Below are 25097 nucleotides of genomic sequence, written 5' to 3'. Positions count from 1 at the left end.
GCCTTCGCGGGGTAAACGAGTGGCGCGCGTCACAGGGATGGGGGATCGTGGTGGCAGAAAAGGAGGTGCCGCGATGACCGTGCATGCAAGACGCTACGGCCGGTGGTGCCGTGAGCATTTCGACACCGAGCCCGAGCCGGATCCGAAACAGCCCGCGGAGGCCGCCGCCACCCCGGACGTCACCGATGCCAGGGCCGAGCAGGCCCAGGCCGGTGACGCCCCCGAGGCGAAGCCGGGTTCGCTCAACTGAGCGTGCGCCGGTACCAGACCCGTTTCGGCCCGGGGAGGCCGATCCGCGAGACCAGGTCGGTCACCACGCCGCCGATGATCAGCCACAACAGCGCGGCGAGACCGTCGTTGAACAGGGTGCGCAGTTTGAGGCCCTCCGGGGTGAACAGGTTGCGGAGCCCGAGCGAGACGCCGCGCGACCACTGGTCGATCAGCCGCGCGAACCCGTTCCCCGGATTGGCCTCGCCGAATACGAGCAGGATGTGCAAGATCAGCACCAGCGCGAAGATCCAGCACACCGCGTGGACGACGGCGTTGATGATCCGCACCGCGCGGATCCTGGCGGGTGTCTGTTCGACGATCTCTTCCTGCGGCTCGCGCGGGTCGTTGAGGTAGCTCATCGCCGTCTCCCATCCACTGTGGACACCCCGGCCGGGCGGTCGCTCAGCCGGGTGGCCCTGGCCTGCTCCTGGTCGGCGGGTTGGGTCTCGTTTTGCTCGGTTTGACCGAGGTTTCCGGCCGGTCGCTGGAAGCGGTCGTGCTTTTCGGCGTCGAGGTGGCACCGGTGCTTTCGGTGGTGGCCGGCGGATTCGCGGAGACCGGGACGGCCTCGGTCACCTCGACCGTGCCCTGGGGCGCGTTCACGCCGCCTGTGGGCACTTCGACGGCCTCCGAGGATGGCGCTCCTCGGCCCGCCACCGGAGTGGACGAGCCGGTCGCCGCCGGGGGGAACATTCCGCCTGGCGGAGCCGGCGGGTTCGCCCCGGTCTGGTTGGCCGCCAGCAGGACACCGATGGTGATCGCGGCGGCGGGCGCGCTGATGGCGGCGACCACGGCCGCCCGCCTGCGGGTGGCGGGCGCGAGAAGGACGACCTTCGTCCCGGTGGAGTCCTCCAGCAGGATCCGCGAGATCGCCGCGGCCGTCGGGCGTTGCGACGGCTTCCGCGCGGTCATCCCGCGCAGCAGCGTCGTCATGGTCACCGACAGACCCTCGGGGATCCGGGGCGGCCGGTGCAGCCGTCCGACCGCGGCTTCGACCGGCGTCCCGGTGTACTCCCGCTCCCCGGACAGGCATTCGAGCAGGACCAGGCCGAGAGAGTAGATGTCGGCGGGCGGGCCGACGTTCTCACCGCGGACCTGCTCGGGCGCCATGTACGCCGCCGTGCCGACGACACCACCGGTCTCGGTCACCCTGGTCGCGTCGAAGGCGTGCGCCACCCCGAAGTCCCCGATCAGCGGGCCGTCGTCGGCCATCAGGATGTTCGCCGGTTTCAGGTCGCGGTGGGTGATGCCGTGCGCGTGGACGTGCGCGAGCGCGTCGGTCAGCCGGGCGGCCAGTTCGACGACCGTGTCCTGGGGGAGCGGGCCCGAGCGTAGGAGCTGGGCCAGATTCGGCCCGTCGACCAGTCGCATCGTCAGATAGGTGTAGCCGTCGTCGGACCCCGCGTCGTACAGCGGGACGAGCCCGGGATGGCGGACCGCGCTGAGGGTCTCGATCTCCTGCTCCCGGCGGCGCTCGTCCCGGAGCATCGTGTCGGCGTGGAACAGCTTCAGCGCGACTTCGCGCCCTTCGCGCAGGTCGTGGGCTCGGAAAACGCGCGAGGTCGCGCCGCGGCCGAGCAGTTCGCCGACTTCGTACCGGCCGGCGAGCCTGCGCGGCAGATGGTCCGGGTCGTGGACGTTCAGGCTGAACCGGCGCTCGGTGGTCCCGGCGTCAGGCTCGCCGGGGTCTTCGACCTCACCGTCAGCGCGCGGACCCGCGTCGTCCATCGGTGCTACCTCCGTCTCACCGGCCGAACGCCGTATACCCGGTCCGGCCCCGGGTGAAACAAGGTTCGACAGCGTACCCGAGATGATCTGCGGGTTCACCCCGAACGGCGGGCAACCCCGGCGGGGGCCGGACGTCTCGTGGTCATGAAGCCGAACCGGTGGGCCGCGCTCGCCGCCACCGCCCTGACCGCCCTGGCCGTCTTCACTCCGCCCGCCGCCGCCGATTCGGCTGTGCCCAAGGGTTTCGCTCCCGCGTCGACGAGCTGGACCGGGCCGCTGCGCGGCTTCGTCCTCGGCTTCTTTCCGTGTGGCAGACCGGGATGGTGCGCGTCCCTGCTGTCGACGACCGACGGAGGGAAGCGGTGGCGGCGCGTCGGCGAACCGCCGATCTCATTGCCGGACAACCACAATCAGGTCAAGCTCACGGTGGTCGACGAACGCGACGTCTTCCTCTCCGACGGCACCCGGCTGCTCGCCAGCCACGACGGTGGCGGCAAGTGGTCGGAGGTCCGGCTCGCCGGAGCCAGGGAACCCTTCTATATTTCGAAAATCACCGAAGCAGGGCCTCGGGTGTTCGCGATGGTCACCGGTTTCGGCAGCCCGTCGACGACGACGCTGTACGCGGGGATCTCCGGAACGCGGCTCCTCCAGCCCGTCCCGGGGTTCGCCGTCACCGGCTCGTCCACCTATGGGGACGTCGCCACCAGCGGCGGGATCCAGGTGTCGATGGGAGCGGACTACCGCGTCCAGAAGTACTGGACGTCGTCCGACGGCCTGACCTTCGCGCCCGCGCCGCCGCCCTGCCCGGCGGATAGCGCGGCTTCGCTGAGCGGAGTCCGGCAGGGGCACGTGCTGGCGTTGTGCAGCGGGGGACCGGGGACACCGCAGCCGGGGGCGACCGTCCGGCGGCTGTGGCGCGCGCCGAAGCTCGGCGGCCACTTCACCGGAACGGCGCAGGCGCCCACGCTCGGGATCAACCAGAGCTTCAGCGCGGCGTCGCCCTCGTCGGCGACCGTCGCGGCGGAAGGCGGCGGCACCGGATTCCTGCACAGCACCGCCGACGGCGGGGCGACCTGGACGACCACGGAGCTCAGCGGCCGCGGCGTCTGCCTCAACGACCTGGACTTCCCTGACGAACGGGTGGGCGTGGTCGTGGACGGGCTGCCCGATGCCGACGGCGGATCGGCCGTGTACCGCACCACCGACGGTGGTGGCACGTGGCGTGAGCTCGCTTTCGGGTGATCATCGCAGGTGGGCAAAGCCCTTGGGGAGGTTCACGTAGATGCACGCCATGTCGTAATCTGTGTACGGTCCGTCGATGTCGAGGGAGCCGTGGGCACGTTCACGTGGCCCGTGCGCGGCTGAAGGGTGGAACGTGTCCATGACTTCGGACGAGGTCCGGTCTGTGCCGAGGCGCCCGCTTCCCCTCGACTACAGCAAGCCCAACCTCGCCCGGATGAAGGACGCCCTTCTCGGCGGGCACGACCACTACGAGGTCGACAGGCGGGCGGTCGACGACCTGCTCGCCCTCGCCCCCGACGCCGCCGCGATGGCCAAGGAGTTCCGCTCCTGGGCGAACCGGGTGGTCCGGTTCCTCGCCGGCGCCCGCGGCATCGACCAGTTCCTCGACCTCGGCTCCGGCCTGCCCGCCGCGGAGAACACCCATCAGGCGGCGCAGCGGTACAACCCCGACGCACTGGTCGTCTACGTCGACCACGACCCGGTCGTCCAGGCACACGGGCTGGCACTGCTGGAAGACCACCTCGTCCACGTCAGCGGCGCTGATCTGACCGATCCCGAGCAGACCCTCGCCGATCCGGTGGTCACCGAGCACATCGAACTCGACCGCCCGGTCGCGGTGATCCTGAACTCGGTGCTGCACCACATCGAAGACTTCGGCAAGGCGCGGGCCGTCGTCCGCGCCTACGTCGACGCGATCGCGCCGGGATCCTACGTACTGATCACCCACGACTTCACCCCCGGCGAGGGCGCGCGCGGCGCGCTCGCGCGGAAACTCGACGACCTCATGGGCAGCACCGGGCATCGCACGGTGCACCGAAACCGCGAGGAGATCGAGTCCCTGTTCGACGGGCTGGAGATCCTCGAGCCCGGGCTGGTCCACCTGCACGAATGGTGGCCGGAAGGCCCGCGCCTCGCGCCGCTGACCGAGCTGAACCACCTGAGCCTCGGCGGCGTGGGGATCAAGCTCTAGGTCGCCGGTCCCTCTTCACGGAACTCGGAAGGGGCGATCCGGGCGCCCGCGGCCTTGCCTTGTGTCCATAAAGGACGGTCGCGGACGAGTTCTCCTGGTAGTGAGGGCCTCCTTGCCTACTCTGACGGTAGTGAAGGAGGCTTTCGCTACCGTCGGATGTGGTCCCTGGTGACAGTGGGGCGGCTGCGACCTCCGGCGGCTGGTCGTGAAGTACATGAAGGCCCCCTTCCTTGCGCCTAGCGCAAGGAAGGGGGCCTTCATGTACTTCGGTAGGCGTGACTCGCGTGCCTGGATGCGAGAACCCTCACGACAGCGCCCGGCCTCAGACCTTCAGCGAGCTGAAGAACGCCTTCAGTTCGTCGTGGGCCGTGCCGAAGTCCTCGGTGTTGCCGGTTATCGCGAGTTCCAGCGTTTCGCCGTCGGAGAGCTCCAGCGTCAGGAACACGGTGAGTTTCCGGCGGGGGAAACCGCCGTCAACGATGTCCGCGAACGGGATCCGCCGCGCGCCCGGTTCGGCGCGCAGATCGTCGAGGCCGCGCTCCCGCAGCTTCCGGATCCGTTTGCGGTCCGACACCCCGCGCGCCCCGATCAGGCCGGCGAGTCCGCGGCGGACCAGCACCGAGCGCGCCATCGGCAGCAAGATCACTTCGGTGTCGCAGACGATCAGGTCGTAGAGCCTCCGGTTGGCCTTCAGCGCGGTGAACAGCCCGAGCATCCGGGCTTCGGCGGGATCGGGCTCGGGCTGGGGCTCCTGCTTGCAGAAGTACGCGGCGGGCACGTTCAGCAGTTGCAGGTTGTGGACCAGTTCGTCGACCGCGCGCGGGCTCCGCACCGCCGGGGCGACCAGCTCGGCGACGTCGAACGGCTCGCCGTCGCCGAGGCACAGTTCCCAGCCGCCGCCCCAGTTCAGGCGGTGCGCGGCGACGCCGTTGTCGATCATCGCGGCGGTGACGGTGTCGGCGAACAGCTCGGTCAGCAGGTCGAGGCCCTCTTCGCGGGACGGGGCCCGCAGGGGCCTGGCGAGCGCTTCGGCGTCGCCGTCGCGCAGGACCCGCACGACCTCGCCGATCGTGCCGCGCGGCGCCAGCCTGCTTTCGAGCCCGGCCGAGGTCAGCAGCCTCGCGCCCTCAGCGACCGACGCCCGGCCCGCGCGTTTGACGACCTCGTCCCAGTCCGCGCGCGGCCCGACGTCGCGGATCAGCACGTCCAGCTCCGCCTCCGGCACGTCGACCTTCGGCGCCCCCAGCAGCGACCAGCCCGGCCGCGCGTCCGGCTTCACCGGGTTGTCGGGCACGCCGGCGAGCGCGGCGATCCGGCGTTTCGTCGGCGGATGACTGTCGTATTTCGACAGCTCCTCGCCGTCGATGATGTCTTCGGCGTACTCGGCCACCCAGTCTCGCTGGACGGGGTGATTGAGGTACGACCGGAACCCCAGCAGCACCGGGGGAGTGCGCCGCGCCGTCGCGCCGAGTGAGAGGTAGCGCTCGGCGTAGTCCTTCCAGAGCGGGCTCAGCGTCGCGACCTTCCGCAGCGCCGCTGCCGCCGTCCGGCTGCCCGCCGCGAGCACCGACGCCTCGTCGGCCTGCAGTTCCTGCCGCCGGTTCGCCGACCGGGCGACCAGCAGGTACAGCTTCGAGTAGGCGGAGAGCAGCGCCCTGGCGGGGCCGCCGTCCAGCCTGTCGACGGTGAAGGCGAGCGTCTGGGTGCCCCGATAGGTCAGCGCTAGCAGCCGCGTGTGGCCGCCGCTGTAGTGCCCGAGTTCGTGCGCCAGCACCGAACGCAGCTCGCTCACGCTCATCGCGGCCAGCAACGGCAGCCCGATCAGCATCGTGCGGCGCCCCGGCCGCAGACCGAGGAACCGGGCGTCCTCACTGACCGCCGCGTTGATCTCGCCGATCAGCACGATCTCGTCCGGCGGCCGCGTCTTCACCTGGGCGGCGAGGTCGTCGATCATCTCCCACAACGCGGGATGGGCGTCGCGGTCGAGCCGCGGCCCCTCGATCGGGGGACGCCGCGCCCGCAACGCGCTCACCAGGCCGAAGCCCAGCGCGATCATGATCGCGAGCCCGGCGAGCATGACGTACATGCCGATCTTGCCCTGGATCCGCAGGCCTGCCAGCACACTGGCGACACCCACCGCGACGACCACCACTGGGAACGCCACGAGCAGAAGTGTCGCGAGGACGGCGCGTCCTCGGGCCTGCATCGTCCGGTTACCTCTTTTCGCACAAGTGCCGTCTGTGCGGCCGAATAGTAACCGGCTACACAGCGGCTCCGTGCCGGAACAAAGAGCTACGCCCACGACCTGCGAACACGCGATCAGTCACCTACTTGCGCTCACAGAGCGCGCGACGTGCTCCTGGGAGGCCGCAAGTAGGTGACTGATCGGGGGAGGGGGCTAGGCGACGTTGAAGGTGTCGGGGTCCGGACCGGTCCGCTCGCCCCGGTCCAGCACGGACAGCGACGCGATGTCCTCCTCCGACAGCGTGAACCCGAAGACGTCGAGGTTCTCCTTGATCCGCGACGGCGTCACGGACTTCGGGATCACGACGTTGCCGAGCTGCAGGTGCCACCGCAGCACGATCTGCGCCGGGGTCCGGCCGTGCTTCGAAGCGAGCGTCTTGATCGCGTCCTCGCCGAGCAGATCGCCGCCCTTGGCCAGCGGGCTCCACGCTTCGGTCGCGATGCCGTGCTTCGCGTCGTACTCACGCACCTCGGCCTGCTGCAGGTACGGGTGCACCTCGACCTGGTTGACCGCCGGGGTCACGGAACCGGCGTCGAGAAGCCGTTCGAGGTGCGCGGGCTGGAAGTTGGACACGCCGATCGCGCGCACCCGGCCGTCGGCGTAGAGCTTCTCGAAGGCCTTCCACGTGTCCCGGTAGAGATCGCGCTCCGGCGTCGGCCAGTGGATGAGATACAGGTCCAGTTTCTCCAGGCCGAGTTTGGCCATGCTGGCGTCGAACGCCTTCAGCGTGGCGTCGTAGCCCTGTTCGCTGTTCCACAGCTTGGTGGTGATGAACAGTTCGTCGCGGGCGATCCCGGACTCGGCGAGCGCCTTGCCGACGCCCGCTTCGTTGCCGTAGACGGCGGCGGTGTCGATGCTGCGGTAGCCCGCGTCCAGCGCGGCCTTGACGGCGGCGGTGGTCTCCTCGTCCGGCACCTGGAAGACGCCGAACCCGAGCTGCGGCATCTCCGCCCCGTTGTTGAGCTTGACGGTGGGAATGTCGGTCACTTGCGTTCCTTTCGTGGGTACTCGCGGGTCAGGCGGCGGGGGCCAGTTCGGCGCGACGAGCCTTTCGCCGCCCGCCATCGAGCATGCCGGAGATGACCGCGACCAGCAGTCCGGCGAGGGCGAGCCCGGCGCCGATCCAGTTGGGCGCGGTGTAGCCGAGACCCGCGTCGATGGCCTTGCCGCCGAGCCACGCGCCCGCGGCGTTGCCGAGGTTGAACGCGGCGATGTTGGCGGCCGAAGCCATCGCGGGCGCGCCTTCGGCCTTGTTCATGACGCGGGCCTGCAACGGCGCGACGGTCGCGAACCCGGCGGCGCCGAAGACCGCGATGGTGATCGCGGCGGGGAGCTGGGCGTGCGCGGTGAAGACGAACACGACCAGGACGGCCGCGAGCACGGCGAGGATGACGTACAGGCTGGGCATCAGCGCCCGGTCGGCCGCCTTGCCGCCGAGCAGGTTGCCCGCGAACAGCCCGGCGCCGAACAGCACCAGCAGCCAGGTCACCGCGCCGGGGGAGAAGCCGGCGACCTCGGTCATCATCGGGGCGATGTAGGTGAAGGACGCGAACACCCCGGCGAAGCCGAGTGCCGTCATCGCCAGCGCGAGCCACACCTGCGGACGCCGGAACACGGCCAGTTCGCTGCGCAGTCCCGCGCTCTTCGTCGTCGACTGGACGGGAACCAGCGCGAGGATCCCGATCAGGCCGATGACTCCGAGTGCGCTGACCGCCCAGAACGTCGAGCGCCAGCCCAGTGCCTGCCCGAGCGCGGTCCCGGCGGGGACGCCGAGGACGTTGGCGACGGTGAGGCCGGTGAACATCATCGCGATGGCGCCTGCCTGCTTGTTGGGCGCGACGAGCGAGGCCGCGACGACCGCGCCGACGCCGAAGAACGCGCCGTGCGAGAGCGCGGCGACCACGCGGCCGGTCATCAGCAGGCCGTAGGTGGGGGCCAGCGCGGAAACGACGTTGCCGGCGATGAACAGGACCATCAGGCCGACGAGGACCGTCTTGCGCGGCACCCGCGACGCGAGCGCGGTGAGTATCGGGGCGCCGACCACGACGCCGAGCGCGTATCCGGAGATCAGCAGCCCCGCGGAGGGGATCGATACGCCGAAGTCGCCCGCGACCTCGGGCAACAGGCCCATGATCACGAACTCGGTGGTGCCGATCCCGAAGGCGCTGATCGCCAGTGCGAGCAGAGCGGCAGGCATGGGGTTCTCACTTCTTCCCGTAGAGTGGTGTTACTGGCGTGAGCAACTACAAGCGCCTGAAATAGTTGCACGCGCCGTATATTGCACACGCTTGATGATGCATGACGCAACGAAGCTCGGGCAACCGGGGAAGAGGTGAACCGTGTCACTGGCAGACGACGCCGTGGAGGCACGCGCGCAGGGCTGGCGGACCCTGGCCGCACTGCACGCGCGGATCGAGGACGCGCTCGAGCGCGCGCTGGCGCAGAAGCACACCCTGTCCGTCACCGAGTACACCGTGCTGGACGTGCTCGCCCGCCAGGACGGTTTCCACCTGCGGATGAACCAGCTGTCGAACGCCGTCGTGCTCAGCCAGTCGGCGACGACCCGGCTGGTGTCGCGGCTGGAGGACCGGGGACTGCTGCAGCGGTACCTGTGCCCGGACGACCGGCGGGGGATCTACACCGAGGTCACCCCGGCCGGGCAGGAACTGCTCGCGGCCGCGCGGCCGACGCACGACACCGTCCTCACCGAGGCACTCGCCGCCGCCGAGGAACTCCCCGAACTCGCGCCCTTGGTCGCCGCGCTCGGAAAGCTCACCTTCGCCCGCTCCTGACGTCCCGCGATTCGGCACCTGCTTGCGGTGGTCGGCATCGCGAACCACCGCAAGCAGGTGCCGAATCGCGGCACTGGCTGGCAAGGTGAGGGCGTGGAAGATCTTCTGTTGCGCCGGGTCCGGGTCGGCTTGGCGGGTTCCCTGTCGGACGTGCTGATCAAAGGCGGCCGGATCGCGGCCATCGCGGGACCGGGGCAGGCGGGTGAGGCGTCGGAGATCCTGGACGGCCACGGCGGCACGCTGCTGCCCGGCCTCGTCGACGCGCATGTGCACACCGCGCAGTGGTCGGCCGCGCGCCGCCGGATCCCGCTCGGGGAGGCGACGTCGGCCGCCCACACGGTCGAACTCGTGCTCGCCCATCTCCTGGCGAATCCTGTGCCGCCCGGCGATCTGGTCCTCGGCGCCGGATTCCGCGACGGCCTCTGGTCCGACGCCCCGCACAAGGACCTGCTGCAGAAGGCGCTGCCCGGGCATCCGGTCGCCCTGTTCAGCGCCGACCTGCACACGCTGTGGCTCAGCCCGGCAGCGCTGAAGCTCATCGGCCGCGAGCACCCGACCGGCGTGCTGCTGGAGAACGACTGCATGAGCGCGACGGCCGAACTCCCGGTCGCCCCCGACGACGTCATCGACGGCTGGGTCGCCGACGCACTCGACGCGGCGGCCGCCCGCGGTGTCACCAAGATCGTCGACTACGAGTACGCCGACACCGTCACCGACTGGCGGCGACGGCTGGCGCGGAAACCCCTGCCGGTCCGGATCTCCTGCGTGATCGCGAAATACCTGCTCGACACCGCCGTCGAACGCGGCCACCGAACCGGCGACGTCCTCGAAGACACCGGCGGCCTGCTCACGGTCGGCCCGTACAAACTGTTCGTCGACGGTTCGCTGAACACCCGCACCGCGTACTGCGTGGGCCACTACGCCGGAACGGAGTCCCACGGGCTGCTCGAACTGCCGCCCGAGGAGCTGGAACCGTTGATGCGCAAGGCTTCCGAACACGGCCTTTCCCCGGCGGTGCACGCGATCGGCGATCATGCCAACAAGATCGCGCTCGACGCCTTCGCCGGCGTCGGGTGCTCGGGCCGCATCGAACACGCGCAGCTGCTGTGCGCCGAGGACGTCGCGCGCTTCGCCGAACTGGGCGTCGCGGCGAGCGTCCAGCCCGCCCATCAGCCGGACGACCGCGACGTCGCCGACCGGCACTGGCACGGCTGGACCGATCGGGCCTTCCCTTACGGCGCTTTGCATCGCGCCGGGGTGCGGCTGGAGTTCGGCTCCGACGCGCCGGTCGCGCCGCTGGACCCGTGGGACGCGATCGCGTCGGCGGTCAGCCGCACCGATGACGACCGGCCGCCGTGGCATCCCGAGCAGGCCATGCCGCTGGAGGCCGCGCTCGCGGCGTCGTCCGGCGGCCGGATCGGAGTGGCCGTCGGAGACGTCGCGGACCTGGTCGTCACCGCGGTGGACCCGTCGCGGCTGACTCCGGCAGGGTTGCGCGAGACCCCCGTCACGGCCACCGTCATGAACGGCCGGGTCACCTACGCGGCTTGACCCTTTCCTTGCCAGGGCGCAACGCCTTAATGGAAGGGCATGGATCACCGCCTGCTCGACCGGCTCCGGGACCTCCACGGCTCCCTGAGCACCGACATCACCTTCGTCACCCGGATGGTGGAGGACGACGTGCCGCGCGCCGACGTCCTCCGCGATCTCGGGGAACGGCTCACCGACCTCGGCGGCGCGCTGCTCCGCCGCTCGGACGACGTCAACGCCGACGTGCTGGCGAAGCTGCCGGACGACGGCTGGCTGCCCGGAGCGGGCGAGCATCACCAGTCGCTGAGCGTGGCCCACAACGTCGGCGGACGGCCGCTGCGCTGCGGGCGGATCTATCTCGCCCTCTGCGGAGCGCCGTGCTTTCCCTTCTACGGCAGGGACCCCTCCGGCCGCACCGCCCGGCACGAGCGGTGCCCGGCCTGCCGGGACCGCCTGTTCCGGTGACGGCGGCTGCGGACGGCCGCCACGTGGGGCAGGGTGAGGTGATCGCGGAGGGAGCGCCCATGAACACCGAGAAGCTGTTCCGGATCGCCATCACCCTGAAGGGGCTCGACGGCGCGTTGCAGCTGGTGGGCGGGCTCGTCCTGATGCTCGTGCCGGCGTCGGCCGTCTCCGGTTTCGCGCACGCCGTGGTCACCCGCGACCTGCTCGGCGACCCCGAAGGGACGCTGGCCCGGCACCTCGAACTCGCCGCCGGCCACTTCGTCGAGGGCCGGACGTTCGCCGTCGTGTACCTCGTCGCGCACGGACTGATCAAACTCGGCCTGGTCTGGGCGCTGGCGAAAAAGGTGATGCGGGCGTACCCCGTCGCCGCCGTCGTGCTCTCGGCGTTCGTGGTCTACGAGATCTTCCGCGCGATCCACACGCACTCGCTGGCGCTGCCGTTCTTCGCCGCCCTCGACGTCGTGATCGTCGTGCTGGTGCTGCGCGAATACCGGCAGCTGAAACGGGATCGCGTCGCGGCCTGACCGCCCGGTTCAGGCCGCGACGCGAAACTTTTCCGTGGTGACCTCCGCAGTGGGCGGATCCACCACGATCGCGGTGGCGTTGTCCGAGCCACCGAGTGAGATCGCCGTTCGCACCAGCTCGGTGGCCGCCCTGTCCGGCATCCCGAGGATGTCGAGCATGGTCGGCCCGCTGAGCGTCTTGTGCACACCGTCGCTGGTGAGCACGAGCCCGCCGGTCGTGACGGTGGCCGTGCCGATCTCGTGCGCGGCGGCCGTGCGGACGCTGGTGGTGACGACGTGTTCCATCCGCGGTGTCACGGGCTGTTCGTGGTCGCGGAAGTACTGCGCGAGCGTATGGTCCTTGGTCACTTGCCGCACGGTGTGACCATCCCAAGCGTACGCCCGCGCGTCCCCGACCCAAGCGATGCCATACCCCTCGTCGGTGCGGACGGCCACGACGAGGACGCAGTCACCGGTCCCGCCGAGCCCGAGTACAGCGCGCTGAGCAGCGAGAACAGCCGCGGTGGCGCCCTGCTCGACCGGTGTCCGGGCCGCCGCCGAAGCCGCCGTCCGCGCCGCTCGTGCCGCGTTCGGGTGATCTCCGACTCCGTCGGCCAGCGCGAACACGATTCCCCGGCCGCCCGCGGCCGCATACGCCGCGACGGCGTCCGCGTTGTGCGCGCGCGGCCCCTGCGCGCTCGCCGTGTGCCAGTGTGGAAGCTCCCTCATGGTCTTCTCCTCACCCCTGGGTGATCCGCCTGCTTCCAGCGTCCGCCCCTTTCCTGTGGGCGAGCTGAGGGTGGGGTGATAGCCGGCTGTCGGTCCCGTCTCGTGATCAAAGGCGTAACTCGCGTGATCAGAGACGTAACTCGCGTGATCAGGCGCGATCCGTCTCCAATCACGCGAGTTACGCCTCCAATCACGTGAGTGCGGTCTCTGATCACGCGAGTCACGCCTTGCCGCTCACGCCTTCGGTCACCGCAGTCGCGTGATCAGCGTCCGCAGCCAGCTCTCCGCCATCGCCGGTTCGCTCCGAAGATGCCGCACCAGCAGGTCTCGCGCCGCCTTCGAACGGCCCGCCTCGACGACCGCGACCGCTTCGGCCAGCCCCCGCAGCCGCTTTTCCGAATGCTCCGGCGCGCGGCCGTTCTCGTCCGACCAGCGCGGCCGCGGGAACGACGCCGTGAGCTTGGGCTGCGTGTTCCCGAAGTAGAGCCACACCGGCTCGTCGAGCGAGATGTTCCGCACGCCGTGCGACGGCAGGTCGGCGGGCCAAGCGAACTGCTGCTGCCAGCGGAACGCCGACGGGGTCGTGTCCTCCCGGATGGTGATCCCGAGGAACCGCAGCCGACCGCGGATGATGCTCCAGGCCTCGCGTTCGTCGTCGATCCAGTCGCGCAGCAGCCGGTACAGCTCGGTGAACGTCCGTCCTGTGTAGACCAGGTCGACGAACACCTTCGGCCGTCCGCGCGCGAGGTCGTACGGGCTGAGCCCCGCCGCGGTGAGATTGGCGCGCAGCCGCGCGACATCGGCGGCCGTCAGGTCGTCACAGGCTCCGGCGAACGACAGCGGCAGCTGGTGGATCCGTTCCCGCCACGGGGTTCCGCTCAGCAGGTCGTGCACGCTGTCCGCGGAACGCCCGACGAAATACAGGTCCGCGTCTCCCGCGCGGGCGATCACCTTCGCGGCGCACGCGATCAGCTCGTCCAGGAACCACAGCGAAGGTTTTTCGGCGCGTTCCAGCAGCGTCCCGAGCTGGTCGGGGCGCACGAGGTCCCAGCGGTACGGCCGATTCACGCCGTCCAGGATCCCTGTGCGCCCCAACACTTGTCGAAGCATTTTCAGGAGAGCAGGCGGTACACCGTCTGCTCGCCGACGGTGGTGGCGGCGAAGTTCTCCGCGACCCATTCGGCGATCTCGTCCGAGCCGCCACCGGGCCCGCCGCGGCCGCCTTCGACGTAGTAGGTGATGTCGCCGTTCGCCACGTACTGCTGGAATTCCGCGAGTGTCGGCGCCGGATCCGAACCGCTCCAGCCGCCGATGCCGATCACCGACTTCCCGCTCGCGAGTTCCAGATTCGCCGCGGACTGCGAACTCGGCGCCGCGGCCGCCCATTTCGTCGTGGTCGCGGCGAGCAGGGCCCCGATCTCCGCCGACGAACCCTCGTCCATTCCCATGCCCATCCCGCGGGAGTCGTTCACGGCCGGACCGGAGATCGGGATCGAGCCGGAGTGCGCCTGCGAAGCGGTTTCGACGCCGAACGCGGTGGTGCCGAGGCCGACGGTCAGCACGGCCGCCGTCGCCACGACGGCGACGAGTTTCCGGATCGGCGGGACACCCACCAGGACAATGGTCGCGGTCACCAGGCCGAGCCCGGCGATGGTCCAGCGCAGTGCGGGCAGCCAGTCGGCGTTGCGGTCCAACAGGATGTACGCCCAGACGGCGCTGGCCGCGATCATCAGCGACAGGAACACCCTCGGCGCGAGATGCGCCCGGCCGCGCCACAGCGAGGTCCCGGAGATCGCGACCACCGCGGCGATCGACGGCGCCAGCGCGACGGCGTAGTACGGGTGCACGATGCCGCTCATGAAGCTGAACACCAGCGCGCTCACGAGCATCCAGCCGCCCCACATGATCAGCGCGGCCCTCGTCCGGTCGGTCCCGGCGGCCCGCCTGGTGAACCACAGCCCCGCGACCAGCCCGATCAGCGCGGCGGGCAGCAGCCACGAGACCTCGCCGCCGAAGCTGGCACCGAACATCCGGGTCAGGCCGCTCTCGCCGCCGAAGCCGACGTTCCCGCCGGCCGAGCCGCTCACGGTCCCGCCCGGACCGCCGACCATCACGCCGCCCCCCTTGCCGAAGATCCGGCCGAGGCCGTTGTAGCCCAAGGCCAGTTCGAGCAGGCTGTCGCCGTCCGAACCCCCGATGTACGGCCGGGACTCGGTCGGCCACAGATCGACCAGCGCGATGAACCAACCAGCTGACAGGACGGTCGCGCTCAAGGCCCCGAGCAGGTGAAGCAAGCGTTTGCCCAGCGAAGTAGGAGCGGCGATCAGATAGGCGAGCCCGAAGGCGGGCAGCACCAGGAACGCCTGCATCATCTTGGTGAGGAAGCCGAACCCGACGGCGACACCGGCGAAGGCCAGCCAACGTGGGCTCGCCTTTTCGATCGCGCGGATCGTGCAGTACCCGCCGGCGATCAGCAGCAGCGTCAGCAGCGCGTCGGGGTTGTTGAACTTGAACATGAGCGCGGCGACCGGGGTGACGGCGAGCGCCGCCCCGGCGAACAGGCCGGCGACCGGTCCGGAGGTCCGCTTCACCGTCAGGTACAGCAGGCCGACGGAGGCGACCCCCATCAACGCCTGGGGTGCCAGCACGGTGAAGCCGGAGAAGCCGAAGAGCCGGGCGAACGCCGTCGTGACCCAGAGCGCGGCCGGGGGTTTGTCGACGGTCAGCACGTTCCCGGCGTCGAGGGAGCCGAACAGCCACGCCTTCCAGTCCTGGGTGCCGGACTGCACGGCGGCCGCGTAGAACGAGTTGCCGTAGCCGGAGGCGGTCAGGTTCCAGAAGTACAGCAGCGCGGTGGCGGCGAGCAGCCCGAAGACGGCGGGCCGGACCCACCGGCCGGGTGGTTTCGCGGTGTTTTCGTCGACGTGTCCAGGCTCCGCCCGGGAAGCGAGTGCGGTGGTCATGGGGTCAGCTCTCCATCTCGGTGGCGGTGCGGCGGCGGAACACCCAGCCGCGCAGCAACAGGAAGCGCAGGACGGTGGCCGCGAGGTTCGCGAGCACGAGTGCGGTGATCTCGAGCGGCAGCCCCGGTGCCGTCATCGTGTGCAGCAGCGCCAGCGCGCCACTGGTGAGCGCGAGCCCGAGGCCGAACACGATGAGGCCCTGGAACTGGTGCAGCCCGGCGCCTTCCCGGCCGCGGATGCCGAAGGTCAGGCGCCGGTTGAGGGCGGTGTTGCCGATCGCCGTCACCAGCAGTGCGACGAGGTTGGCCACCTGTGCGCCGGTGAACGTCCGCAGCAGCAGGAAGAGCACGAGGTAGGCGATGGTGCTGGCGACGCCGACGGCGGCGAACCGCACCAGTTGCCGCACCAGGCTCGGCGCCACTCCCGGTGCCCGCACCTGGATCGGCGCGCGGCCGAGCTGTTCGCGCAGGCCGCTGATCGGGATCTCGCCGGTCAGCGTCGCCCTGGTCAGGCGCGCGATGCCTTTGAGGTCGGCGGTCGCGGTGGCGACGATGTTCACCGACGAGTCCGGGTCGTCCACCCAGTCGACCGGGACCTCGTGGATCCGCAGTCCCGCTTTCTGCGCCAGCACGAGCAGTTCGGTGTCGAAGAACCAGCCGGTGTCCTGGATGTGGGGGAGCAGGCGCTCGGCGACGTCGGCGCGGATCGCCTTGAACCCGCATTGCGCGTCGCTGAACCGCGCCGCCAGCGTGCCGCGCAGGATCAGGTTGTAGCAGCGGGAGATGAACTCCCGTTTCGGCCCGCGCACCACCCGCGCGCCGCGGGCGAGCCTGCTGCCGATGGCGAGGTCGGAGTGCCCGGACAGTAGTGGAGCGACGAGCGGCCCGAGCGCGGCCAGATCGGTCGAGAGGTCGACGTCCATGTAGGCCAGCACCGGAGCGTCCGAAGTGGACCAAACGGCGCGCAGCGCGCGGCCGCGGCCTTTCTCCTCGAGGTGCCGGACTTCGACGTCGTCGAACTCGCGGCTGAGCCGTTCGGCGGCCCGGAGGGTGCCGTCGGTGCTGGCGTTGTCCGCGACGGTGATCCGGAACGGGTACGGGAACTGCTCCACGAGGTGCGCGCGCAGCCTGCGGATGCACGGCTCCAGATCGGTTTCCTCGTTGTGGACGGGGATGACGACGTCGAGGACGGGCGAGCCGTCCGGGGCGATGGCGGGGCGGCGGCCGGTTTCGGCGCCGGAGATGATCGCGGCTGTCATAGCGTCAATCTCGGCCATCGCGCTGAGGCCGGCTTGTGTCCCGGCTGTGCCGTCGCTGTGTTCCGGCACGGGTTTCACCGGCTCAGGTCGTAGACGGTGACGCCGTCCACAGTGGTCGGTGGGTAGGTTTCCGCGACCCAGGCGGCGATCCGCTCGGCGGCGTCGCTGCCGGTCTCCCCGCGCATCATCATGCCTTCGCCGAGGAAGTAGTGGATCCGTCCACTTCGGACATGATCCTGGAACTGTTCCAGGGTGGGTGCCGGATCCGTGCCGTTGAACCCGCCGACGGCCAGCACCGGTGCCCCGCTGCCGAGCTGGTAGCCCGCCGCGTTGTTGGAGCCGACGGTCGCCGCCGTCCAGGTGTAGTTCTCGCTTTCCTGTCGGAGCAGGGCGGCCAGGTCTGCGCCGGGCAGGCTCGTCCCGAGCAGACCGCCGGGGCCACCCATTCTCATGCCACGGCCCGTTTCCGGTCCGGCGGAAGGCAGCGCGCCCGAATGCGGAGTGGCGGCCGTCGCGACGGTGTACGCGCCCGTGCCCGCGAGAACGGTGATCAGCGCGCCGACGGCGACCAGACGCCTTGCCACATCAGGTAAGCGCGCTGCGACGAAGACCAGAAACGCGCACAGCAGGCCGGTGATGAGGATCGCGATCGACAGCCCGGGAAGCCAGTCGGATTGCCGCGACAGCAGGAGATACGCCGTCAACGCGGTCAGCCCGATTCCGGCGCTCAAGGCGCCCGCGGCGGCCGGATTCCCCCGTGCGCGCCACAACTGCGTGCCCGCGATCCCGACGAGCGCCGCGATCGCCGGGGCGAGCGCGATCGTGTAGTAGGCGTGGATGATGCCGCTCATGTAGCTGAACACCACGGCGGTCACCAGGAACCAGCCGCCCCAGACGATCAGTGCCGCGCGGCCGCGGTCGGTGCGCGGGGCCCGGCGGGTGAACCACAACCCGGTGGCCAGAGCGAGGACGGCGGCCGGGAGCAGCCAGGCGATCCCGCCCGCCATCTCACTGCCGAACAACCGATCCCAGCCCGTGCCGCCCCAGCCGCCTCCGCCGACACTGCCGACCTCGTCGCCGGTGATGCGGCCGAAACCGTTGTAGCCGAAGGCGAGTTCCCACAGGCTGTTCTCCTGCGAGCCGCCGATGTACGGCCTGTCCGCGGCGGGCCACGACGCGACGACGGCGAGATACCAGCCGGCGGACAGGAAGGTGCAGATCAAGGCCCCGAGCAGATGCAGCAGCCGGCGGCCCAGCGGGATCGGCGCGGCGATCAGGTACGCGAGCCCGAACGCGGGCAGCACCAGGAACGCCTGCAGCATCTTCGCGAGGAAACCGAATCCGACGGCGACCCCGGCCAGCGCCAGCCAGCGCGGACTCGCCTTCTCCAGCGCGCGGACGACGCAGTAGGCGCCCGCGGTCAGGAGCAGGACCAGCAGCGCGTCGGGGTTGTTGAACCGGAACATCAACGCGGCGGCCGGGGTGAGTGCGAGTACTGATCCCGCCAGCAGACCCGCGGCCGGGCCGGACGTCCGCCGCACCGCGGCGAACAGCAACGCCACCGAGCCGACACCCATGAGCGCCTGCGGCACCAGGACGCTCCAGGCGTTGACGCCGAACAGGCGCGCGGAAAGGCTCATCACCCACAACGCGGCCGGTGTCTTGTCCACCGTGATCGCGTTCGCGGCGTCGCTGGAACCGAAGAACAACGCTTTCCAGCTCAGCGACCCGGCCTGCGCGGCCGCCGAGTAGAAAGCGTTGGCCCAGCCGGATTCCCCCAGGTTCCACAGGTACAGCACCGCGGTCGCGAGCAGCAGCACGGCCACGGACGGCCGGACCCAGCGCGGATCGGCCGGTGTTCCTCGGGCGGGGGGAGCGGTTCGGTCGGCTTCGTCGCGGGAGGCGAGGAGGGTCATGGCCTCAGCGTCGGGGGCCGACCTGGGGCGTGGTTGTGCCGAAGCTGTGCACCCGCTGTGAGGAACCGATCACCGGCAGATGGACGGCGAACTCGGTGTGCCCCGGACGGCTGTGCACCTCGATCGTGCCGTGATGGGCGACGACGATGGCCGACGCGATCGCCATCCCGAGCCCGGTGCTGCCCGCGGTCCGCGACCGGGAAGTGTCGCCGCGGGCGAAGCGTTCGAACACGGCCGGCAGGAGTTCGGGGGCGATCCCGGGCCCGTTGTCGGTGACGGTGAGCACCGCGGATCCGCTGTGGGAGCGGTTCAGCGCGGTGCTCACCGTGGTGCCCGGCGGGGTGTGCGTACGCGCGTTGGACAGCAGGTTGGCCAGGACCTGGTGCAGGCGCTGGACGTCGCCGCGCACGAACACGGATTCCGGCGGGAGCCGGAGTTGCCAGCGGTGACCCGGTCCGGCGACGTGCGCGTCGCCGACGGCGTCCGCGGTCAGCCGGGTGAGGTCGACTTCGGCCGCTTCGAGTGGTCGTCCGGCGTCGAGCCTCGCCAGGAGCAGGAGGTCCTCGACCAGCGTCGTCATCCGGGCGGCCTCGGACTGGATACGGGACACCGAACGCGCGACGTCCGGCGGCACCAGCGCGCTGCCGCGGCCGGCGAGTTCGGCGTACCCGCGGATCGCCGCGAGCGGGGTGCGGAGTTCGTGGCTCGCGTCCGCGACGAACCGGCGGACCCGGGTCTCGCTGGCGTGCCGGGCTTCCAGCGCCCGCGAGATGTGCCCGAGCATGAGGTTCAGCGCCGAACCGACCTGGCCGACCTCGGTACGCGGATCGGTGTCGATCTCGGGAACCCGCACCGAAAGCGCGACGTGACCGCGGTCGAGCCGCATCGCCGACACCCGGCCCGCGGTCGCCGCGACCCGGTCGAGTGGCCGCAGCGTGCGCCGCACCGCGAACGCGCCGAGGAACCCCGCACCGGCGACACCCGCCACCGCGACCCCGAACAGGATCCACCGGACCGTGGTCAAGGTGTCCTGCATCGGCCCGAGTGGGAGCCCGGTGACGACCGCGCCGCCGGGGATCGAGACGGCCTGCACGCGGTATTCGCCAAGGCCGCCGAGCGTCATCGTCATCGGCGGCCGGTCCGCCGGGACGGAGAACAGACCAGCCTCTTGTTCGGCCGACAATCCCTGCGGAAGCCCTTGCACGGTGAGGATTCCCGCGTACAGCACCCGGTCACCGGAGAACCGCACGCTGAGCGTCCCGGAGGCCTGGCCCGGCGCGTCGAGCGGATCGGGACCGAGATCGTCCTCCGGCGGCCGGTTCGCGAAGTCGTGGGCACGGGCCGACGCGGCCGAGAGCTGGTCGTCGATCTGGCGGGTGAGGAACGACCGCAGGGCGACCTCGCCGGCGACGCCGATCACCAGACAGACGAAGGTGAGCAACAGCACCATCGAGCCGGTCAGCTTGGCGCGCAGGGAAAGCCGCCCGGGCCGGAACGACCGGCGCGGGCCGGTGGTCGGGACCGAACCGGGTGCCATGACATCGAGGGTGCGCCGCGGTCGTATGCGCGCGTTGTGACCCGCCTGTGAGCCCGCTGTGCGCGGCAGACAGGGCATGGCCCGGCCCGTGAAGGCCTCCTTGCCTACCCTCAGGGTAATGAAGGCGACCCTCACTACCCGCCGGCGTGCAACCTATGTCGCGAAAGCCACTTTCGGGACATCAGGCGTCGCGAAAGTGGCTTTCGCGACCAGTCTTCTACCTGTACTCAAGGCGGGGGCGAAGGCCGGCGGAGGATTCGACGCCCTTGCGCCCGGGGCCAGAGTGCCCCGACCCGCTGCAAGTAGGTGACTAATTGCGAAGGGCTCAGCGGTCGTAGTCCACGCCCAGTTCGGCCGAAGTCGCCACCGCCCGGCAGGTCAGGATCTGCCCGGCCGCGACCTCCTCGTCCCCGAGCGCGTAGTGCACGTCCATCCGCGCGCTGCCTCGCACCACCGTCGCCCGGCAGGTGCCGCAAGCGCCGCCGACGCACGCGTACGGCGCGTCGACGCCGTGCCGCAGCGCGGCGCTGAGCACGGTTTCGCCCACCGTCGCGGCGATTTCGACGGTCTTCCCGGCCGCCGTCACCGTCAGCGTCGGGCCCGGCCGCCGTGAGGGGCGGACGGGAAGCGCGCCTTGGAACAGTTCGAAGTGGACGTGTTCCTCGGGGACGTCACGGTCGGCCAGTGTCCGGCGGGCCATGTCGACGAGGTCGCGCGGGCCGCACAGGAACCAGTCGTCCACCTTCGCCGGGTGCAGCCGCGCTTGCAGCAGCGCGCGGAGGCGGGTGCTGTCGAGCCTGCCGCGCTGGTAGCGCTCATGCGAGATGGCCAGCGCCTCGCCGACGATGTCGAACGGCTTCTCCAGCCGGTGTGTGCGCAGGTCCGGGTCGCGTTCGTCGGTGCGGTAGTGCACGACGTGCAGCCGTCCGCCCAGCCGCGCGGCGAGGCCGCCGAGTTCGTCGGCGAACATCGTGCTGGCGCCGGAGGTGTTGATGTACAGCAGGGTCGCCTTGCTGTTCGGCTCGTTCTCCAGCGTCGCGGTCAGGATCGACAGGATCGGCGTGATCCCGCTGCCCGCGGCGAGCGCGACGTACCGGCCCGCGCGGCCTTGCTCCGGGGTCAGGGTGAAAACACCGTCGGGGGGCAGGACGTCCAGTTCGTCGCCCGGCGCGAGTTCCGTCGTGGCGAACGTCGAGAACGCGCCGCCGAGCTGGTGCTTGATCGCGATCCGCAGGATGCCGGAGTCCGGCGTCGAGCAGATCGAGTAGGCGCGCCGCACCTCTTCCCCGTCGACCTCGGCGCGGATGACGAGGTGCTGGCCAGGGGTGAACCGGAAGGTCTCCCGCAGCCGCTCCGGCACGTCGAACGTCACGGTGACGGCGCCCTCGCACAGCGGCCGGACCTCGGCGACCCGCAGCGAGTGGAACCGGCTCGGCCCCCGGGGCTGGGGTGCGGGCGGTTCCTCGTCGAACGAACCGGTGAGCTGACGCCATTCGCGGTACTCCGTCGCCGTCAGCTCGCGGCCCCACGGGGTCGCGATCGGGACGTCCCTGGCGAGGTAGGCGTCGCGGTTGTCCTTCCACGTGCGCAGGTACCGGTAGAACGGGATAGCCGGGTGGAGATGGTGCACCAGGTGATAGTTCTGGCACAGCATGATCGGCGTCATCAGCCATTCGAGCCCGACGCGGACGCGAGTGGCGCCGAACCGGTTCTGCCGCTGCGCGCCGAGGTCGTGATGGGGGAGCCAGTCGAACCACCAGGCGAGTACGGCCAGCCCGAAGCGCTGCGGGACCAGGTAGACCATCAGCAGTTCCCAGCCGTGGCCGGTCACCGCCAGCCAGGCGAACGCGGCGAGGCTCAGCGTGACGACGGCCGCGGTCTCGATCCGCTCCGACGGCGGGCGCGTGCGCTGCCGGGCCACGTAGAAGCGGGCGTACCAGAAGTCGATGGTCAGCCAGCGCAGCGGCAACTGCCACCAGGGGCCGTGCGCGGTCCAGGCGTCGGGATCGGTGTGGGCGTCCTCGTTGGTGTTGCGGTGGTGCTCCAGATGGATGTAGCGCACCAGGGGAAAGGAGCCGTAGGCCGCCACGAACGGCATCGCGAGCCTGCCGAGCAGTTCGTTGACCCAGGTGAGCTGTCCGGCCGCGTGATGCGTCGACTCGTGCAGCACGGTGAACATGGTGAAGGTGACGAGCGCGTGCAGGGGAATGGTCACCCACAGCGGCGCGGCCTCGTTGACTACCAGCCAGGTGGCGCCGCTCCACACCATGAGGCCGCCGGTGAACAACAACACTGTCGGAACCGAGACGACCGGCAGCGGGATCCGCGGGCTGGGCACGCCGCGTCTCGGTCTTCTCTCGGGTATCTCCCCCGTGTCCTCGGACCGGGTTACGGCGACGGTCATCGATCGTTCCCCTCGGTCGATGGCTACCGGGACAAGCTGTCACACCGTAGACAATTAGTACTGGGTTGTAAACTTCATCCGAGTGCTGAAACACCACGTCACAGCGCCCGATGGTGAGGCGTGGCGCGCATCCGTGTCCAGGAACGGGCCGCTTCGTAACAGAGAAGAACCGAAAACTCGTCCGATCGGGTGGTCCACGTCCCGTTTGCCGGACCGCGCGCGGGGGCTGTGCTCGGCGGGGGAGGGCGGGCTGATGGCCCCGGGCCCGGGCCTATCAGGGCTACGGCCTAGACTCGGACGGCCCTGTCCACAAGCTGGCCAGGGCACATCCGCTGTCGACCGCATGCGGATGCCCCATCACATCGTTTACCGCTCGAGGAGAATACGTTGAAGAGCACCGTCGAGCAGCTCAGCCCGACGCGAGTCAAGATCAATGTCGAGGTGCCGTTCGACGAGCTCAAGCCGAACTTCGACCGCGCCTACCGCAAGATCGCCCAGCAGGTGCGCATCCCCGGCTTCCGCCCGGGCAAGGCGCCGGCTCGCGTGCTGGAAAGCCGGATCGGGCGAGCCCCGGTGCTCGACGAGGTCGTCAACGAGGTCATTCCGGCCAAGTACATGGAAGCCGTGCGCGCGGGCGAGGTCCGCACGCTGGGCCAGCCCGAGTTCGAGGTGACCAAGCTGGAGGACCGTGAGGTCCTCGAGTTCACCGCCGAAGTCGACATCCGCCCGGAGATCTCGCTGCCCGACCTCGAGGGCTTCGTGGTCAGCGTCGACGACGTCGAACTGACCGACGCCGAGGTCGACGAGCAGCTCGACGAGCTGCGCGCCCGCTTCGGCACGCTGACCGGCGTCGACCGTCCGGCCGAGAACGGCGACTTCGTCTCGATCGACCTCGCGGCCACCGTCGACGGTCAGGAGGTCGAGGAGGCCTCGACCACCGGCCTGTCCTACGAGATCGGCTCCGGCCAGCTCGTCGACGGGATCGACGAGGCGATCATCGGTGCGAAGGCGGGCGAGACCAAGACCTTCACCACGAAGCTGGTCGCCGGCGAGCACACGGGCAAGGACGCCGACGTCACCGTCACCGTGCAGACCATCAAGCAGCGTGAGCTGCCCGAGGCGGACGACGAGTTCGCCCAGATGGCGAGCGAGTTCGACACGATCGACGAGCTGAAGGCCGACCTTCGCGAGCGTCTCGGCCGCGTCAAGAAGATGCAGCAGGGCGTCCAGGCCCGTGACAAGGTCCTCGAGGAGCTCCTCGAGCGCACCGAGGTCGCGATCCCGGAGAAGGTCCTCGAGGCCGAGATCGAGAACCGCAAGCACGACGCGATCCACCCGTTCGACCACGACGAGGCGCAGTTCGCGCAGGCGCTCGAGGCCGAAGGGCGCACCCTCGAAGAGTTCGACACCGAGGTCCGCGAGGAGTCGGAGAAGGCGGTCCGCACGCAGCTGCTGCTGGACAGCATCGCCGACGCCGAGCAGACGTCGGTCAACGACGGCGAGCTCACCGAACGCATCATCTACCAGGCGCAGCGCTTCGGCGTCAGCCCGGACGAGTACGTCCAGCGGGCGCAGCAGTCCGGCCAGCTGACCGCGATCTACGCCGACGTGCGCCGCGGCAAGGCGCTGGCCTCGGTGGTCCGCAAGACCACCGTGACCGACGCCTCCGGCGCCACGGTCGACCTCGAAGAGCTCTTCGGCCCCGCAGCCGAGGAGACGCAGGTCACCGAAGAGACCGCGAAGACTGCGGCCGAGTAGGGAATACGCGGTCCGGTCGAAACGGACCGTAAAGCTGTAAGCGAACTTGGGCGGTGTCAGGCATTCTGCACCGCCCAAGTTCGTTAGGGTCGGTTGCAAGATCCTCAAGCATCTGGACATACGCGGCGGCGAACGTTCCACCCGCCGCCGTCGGCGAAAAGGCAGGCATGACGTGACGCAGCACACGCCCCAGGCGCGGACCGGTACCGCAGGGCTCAACCTCACCGACTCGGTCTTCGAGCGGTTGCTCCAGGAGCGCATCGTCGTCCTCGGCTCCGAGGTCAACGACGAGGTCGCCAACCGGATCACCGCCCAGTTGTTGCTGCTCGACGCAGACGACTCCGAGTCGGACATCCGCTTCTACATCAACTCGCCCGGTGGCTCGGTCACCGCGGGTTTCGCGATCTACGACACCATGCAGCTGATCCGCCCGGACGTCGCGACGTACGCGATGGGCCTGGCCGCGTCGATGGGGCAGTTCCTGCTCTCCTCCGGCACGCCCGGCAAGCGGTACGCGCTGCAGCACGCGCGCATCCTCATGCACCAGCCCTCGGCGGGTGTCGGCGGCACGGCCTCCGACATCGCCATCCAGGCCGAGGTGTTCGGCAAGTGGAAGCAGGAGCTGGCCAAGATCACGGCCGAGCAGACCGGCCAGACCGTCGAGCAGATCGTCAAGGACGGTGACCGCGACCGCTGGTTCACCGCGCAGGAGGCGAAGGACTACGGCTTCGTGGACCAGGTCCTCACGCGCGAGAACCCGCTTCCCAACAGCTGATCCGCGCCGGCA

General features: G+C 70.2%; 21 protein-coding genes. 9 read left to right on the top strand and 12 right to left on the bottom strand.

Translation table 11 applies throughout. From position 1 onward, the window contains the following. The first annotated feature begins 73 nt into the window (after nt 1-73). Complete coding sequence (locus DL991_RS42975; protein ID WP_199754019.1) at nt 74-250, top strand: hypothetical protein; 177 nt, start codon at nt 74-76, stop codon at nt 248-250. On the opposite strand, the gene DL991_RS20640 is transcribed toward DL991_RS42975, so the two are convergent. Together DL991_RS20640 and DL991_RS20635 are read right to left on the bottom strand one after the other, a co-directional pair. Beyond that, nucleotides 243-629 carry a hypothetical protein gene (locus DL991_RS20640; protein ID WP_125785971.1) on the bottom strand — a complete coding sequence of 129 codons (387 nt, stop codon included), beginning with the start codon at nt 627-629 and terminating at the stop codon, nt 243-245. The two genes, DL991_RS42975 and DL991_RS20640, sit on opposite strands and share 8 nt — an antisense overlap. Nucleotides 630-672: 43 nt before the next feature. Beyond that, nucleotides 673-1998, bottom strand: a complete 1326-nt coding sequence (locus tag DL991_RS20635) for a serine/threonine-protein kinase (protein ID WP_125785970.1) — start codon at nt 1996-1998, stop codon at nt 673-675. 144 nt (nt 1999-2142) lie between these two features. Between DL991_RS20635 and DL991_RS20630 the strand changes: the two genes are divergently transcribed. Both DL991_RS20630 and DL991_RS20625 read left to right on the top strand, forming a co-directional pair. Continuing rightward, nucleotides 2143-3240: a hypothetical protein gene (locus DL991_RS20630; RefSeq protein ID WP_125785969.1), complete on the top strand. Its 1098-nt coding sequence runs from the start codon at nt 2143-2145 to the stop codon at nt 3238-3240. Nucleotides 3241-3379: 139 nt separating this feature from the next. Continuing rightward, nucleotides 3380-4210 carry an SAM-dependent methyltransferase gene (locus tag DL991_RS20625; protein ID WP_125785968.1) on the top strand — a complete coding sequence of 277 codons (831 nt, stop codon included), beginning with the start codon at nt 3380-3382 and terminating at the stop codon, nt 4208-4210. Nucleotides 4211-4532: 322 nt separating this feature from the next. Here the strand turns inward: DL991_RS20625 and DL991_RS20620 are convergent, their stop codons facing one another. From DL991_RS20620 to DL991_RS20610, 3 genes are all read right to left on the bottom strand, one after another. Next, the gene (locus tag DL991_RS20620) at nt 4533-6374 is read right to left on the bottom strand and encodes a M48 family metalloprotease (RefSeq protein WP_233598920.1); all 1842 of its coding nucleotides are present in this window, start codon (nt 6372-6374) and stop codon (nt 4533-4535) included. Nucleotides 6375-6608: 234 nt separating this feature from the next. Continuing rightward, nucleotides 6609-7442, bottom strand: coding sequence for an aldo/keto reductase (locus DL991_RS20615; RefSeq protein WP_125785966.1), 834 nt, complete (start codon nt 7440-7442; stop codon nt 6609-6611). Between the two features lie 28 nt (nt 7443-7470). Next, on the bottom strand, nt 7471-8652 hold the full coding sequence (locus DL991_RS20610; protein WP_125785965.1) for an MFS transporter: 1182 nt from the start codon (nt 8650-8652) through the stop codon (nt 7471-7473). 142 nt (nt 8653-8794) lie between these two features. Between DL991_RS20610 and DL991_RS20605 the strand changes: the two genes are divergently transcribed. The 4 genes from DL991_RS20605 (at nt 8795) to DL991_RS20590 (ending at nt 11766) form a co-directional block, all read left to right on the top strand. Beyond that, nucleotides 8795-9247 carry a MarR family winged helix-turn-helix transcriptional regulator gene (locus DL991_RS20605; RefSeq protein WP_125785964.1) on the top strand — a complete coding sequence of 151 codons (453 nt, stop codon included), beginning with the start codon at nt 8795-8797 and terminating at the stop codon, nt 9245-9247. A gap of 93 nt (nt 9248-9340) precedes the next feature. Continuing rightward, a complete protein-coding gene (locus tag DL991_RS20600) occupies nt 9341-10798 on the top strand; it encodes an amidohydrolase (RefSeq protein ID WP_125785963.1) in 1458 nt (485 codons plus the stop codon). Nucleotides 10799-10837: 39 nt separating this feature from the next. Beyond that, nucleotides 10838-11242: a hypothetical protein gene (locus DL991_RS20595; protein WP_125785962.1), complete on the top strand. Its 405-nt coding sequence runs from the start codon at nt 10838-10840 to the stop codon at nt 11240-11242. Nucleotides 11243-11301: 59 nt separating this feature from the next. Further along, nucleotides 11302-11766 carry a DUF2127 domain-containing protein gene (locus DL991_RS20590; RefSeq protein ID WP_125785961.1) on the top strand — a complete coding sequence of 155 codons (465 nt, stop codon included), beginning with the start codon at nt 11302-11304 and terminating at the stop codon, nt 11764-11766. A 9-nt stretch (nt 11767-11775) separates the two neighbouring features. On the opposite strand, the gene DL991_RS20585 is transcribed toward DL991_RS20590, so the two are convergent. From DL991_RS20585 to DL991_RS20555, 7 genes are all read right to left on the bottom strand, one after another. After that, nucleotides 11776-12474 (bottom strand): PP2C family serine/threonine-protein phosphatase, encoded by a 699-nt coding sequence (locus DL991_RS20585; protein WP_125785960.1) that lies wholly within the window; start codon nt 12472-12474, stop codon nt 11776-11778. Between the two features lie 246 nt (nt 12475-12720). Next, the gene (locus tag DL991_RS20580) at nt 12721-13542 is read right to left on the bottom strand and encodes a hypothetical protein (protein ID WP_233598919.1); all 822 of its coding nucleotides are present in this window, start codon (nt 13540-13542) and stop codon (nt 12721-12723) included. A 44-nt stretch (nt 13543-13586) separates the two neighbouring features. Next, nucleotides 13587-15437, bottom strand: a complete 1851-nt coding sequence (locus DL991_RS20575; RefSeq protein ID WP_125785958.1) for a glycosyltransferase family 39 protein — start codon at nt 15435-15437, stop codon at nt 13587-13589. A gap of 4 nt (nt 15438-15441) precedes the next feature. Further along, a complete protein-coding gene (locus DL991_RS20570; RefSeq protein ID WP_199754018.1) occupies nt 15442-16695 on the bottom strand; it encodes a bifunctional glycosyltransferase family 2/GtrA family protein in 1254 nt (417 codons plus the stop codon). Nucleotides 16696-16769: 74 nt separating this feature from the next. Then, the gene (locus DL991_RS20565) at nt 16770-18611 is read right to left on the bottom strand and encodes a glycosyltransferase family 39 protein (protein ID WP_199754017.1); all 1842 of its coding nucleotides are present in this window, start codon (nt 18609-18611) and stop codon (nt 16770-16772) included. 4 nt (nt 18612-18615) lie between these two features. Further along, nucleotides 18616-20148: a cell wall metabolism sensor histidine kinase WalK gene (locus DL991_RS20560; RefSeq protein ID WP_125785956.1), complete on the bottom strand. Its 1533-nt coding sequence runs from the start codon at nt 20146-20148 to the stop codon at nt 18616-18618. 325 nt (nt 20149-20473) lie between these two features. Then, complete coding sequence (locus tag DL991_RS20555; protein WP_125786051.1) at nt 20474-22486, bottom strand: fatty acid desaturase; 2013 nt, start codon at nt 22484-22486, stop codon at nt 20474-20476. Nucleotides 22487-22939: 453 nt separating this feature from the next. On the opposite strand from DL991_RS20555, the gene tig reads away from it, so the two are divergent. Together tig and DL991_RS20545 are read left to right on the top strand one after the other, a co-directional pair. Continuing rightward, complete coding sequence (gene tig / locus DL991_RS20550; RefSeq protein WP_125785955.1) at nt 22940-24310, top strand: trigger factor; 1371 nt, start codon at nt 22940-22942, stop codon at nt 24308-24310. Nucleotides 24311-24482: 172 nt separating this feature from the next. Beyond that, nucleotides 24483-25085, top strand: a complete 603-nt coding sequence (locus tag DL991_RS20545; protein ID WP_125676314.1) for a ClpP family protease — start codon at nt 24483-24485, stop codon at nt 25083-25085. Nucleotides 25086-25097 lie beyond the last annotated feature (12 nt).

Origin of the sequence: Amycolatopsis sp. WAC 01375 (genome assembly GCF_003947325.1) — a bacterium.
In the GTDB taxonomy this organism is placed as follows: Bacteria; Actinomycetota; Actinomycetes; order Mycobacteriales; family Pseudonocardiaceae; genus Amycolatopsis.
This window is presented reverse-complemented; position numbering and strand designations above follow the sequence as displayed.

Coding starts and splice junctions, on each gene's coding strand:
- DL991_RS20640 (WP_125785971.1), bottom strand. CDS start 629: ATGAGCTACCTCAACGACCCGCGCGAGCCGCAGGAAGAGATCGTCGAA.
- DL991_RS20630 (WP_125785969.1), top strand. CDS start 2,143: ATGAAGCCGAACCGGTGGGCCGCGCTCGCCGCCACCGCCCTGACCGCC.
- DL991_RS20570 (WP_199754018.1), bottom strand. CDS start 16,695: ATGACAGCCGCGATCATCTCCGGCGCCGAAACCGGCCGCCGCCCCGCC.
- DL991_RS20585 (WP_125785960.1), bottom strand. CDS start 12,474: ATGAGGGAGCTTCCACACTGGCACACGGCGAGCGCGCAGGGGCCGCGC.
- DL991_RS20560 (WP_125785956.1), bottom strand. CDS start 20,148: ATGGCACCCGGTTCGGTCCCGACCACCGGCCCGCGCCGGTCGTTCCGG.
- DL991_RS42975 (WP_199754019.1), top strand. CDS start 74: ATGACCGTGCATGCAAGACGCTACGGCCGGTGGTGCCGTGAGCATTTC.
- DL991_RS20595 (WP_125785962.1), top strand. CDS start 10,838: ATGGATCACCGCCTGCTCGACCGGCTCCGGGACCTCCACGGCTCCCTG.
- DL991_RS20610 (WP_125785965.1), bottom strand. CDS start 8,652: ATGCCTGCCGCTCTGCTCGCACTGGCGATCAGCGCCTTCGGGATCGGC.
- DL991_RS20565 (WP_199754017.1), bottom strand. CDS start 18,611: ATGACCCTCCTCGCCTCCCGCGACGAAGCCGACCGAACCGCTCCCCCC.
- DL991_RS20575 (WP_125785958.1), bottom strand. CDS start 15,437: ATGACCACCGCACTCGCTTCCCGGGCGGAGCCTGGACACGTCGACGAA.
- DL991_RS20625 (WP_125785968.1), top strand. CDS start 3,380: ATGACTTCGGACGAGGTCCGGTCTGTGCCGAGGCGCCCGCTTCCCCTC.
- DL991_RS20590 (WP_125785961.1), top strand. CDS start 11,302: ATGAACACCGAGAAGCTGTTCCGGATCGCCATCACCCTGAAGGGGCTC.
- DL991_RS20635 (WP_125785970.1), bottom strand. CDS start 1,998: ATGGACGACGCGGGTCCGCGCGCTGACGGTGAGGTCGAAGACCCCGGC.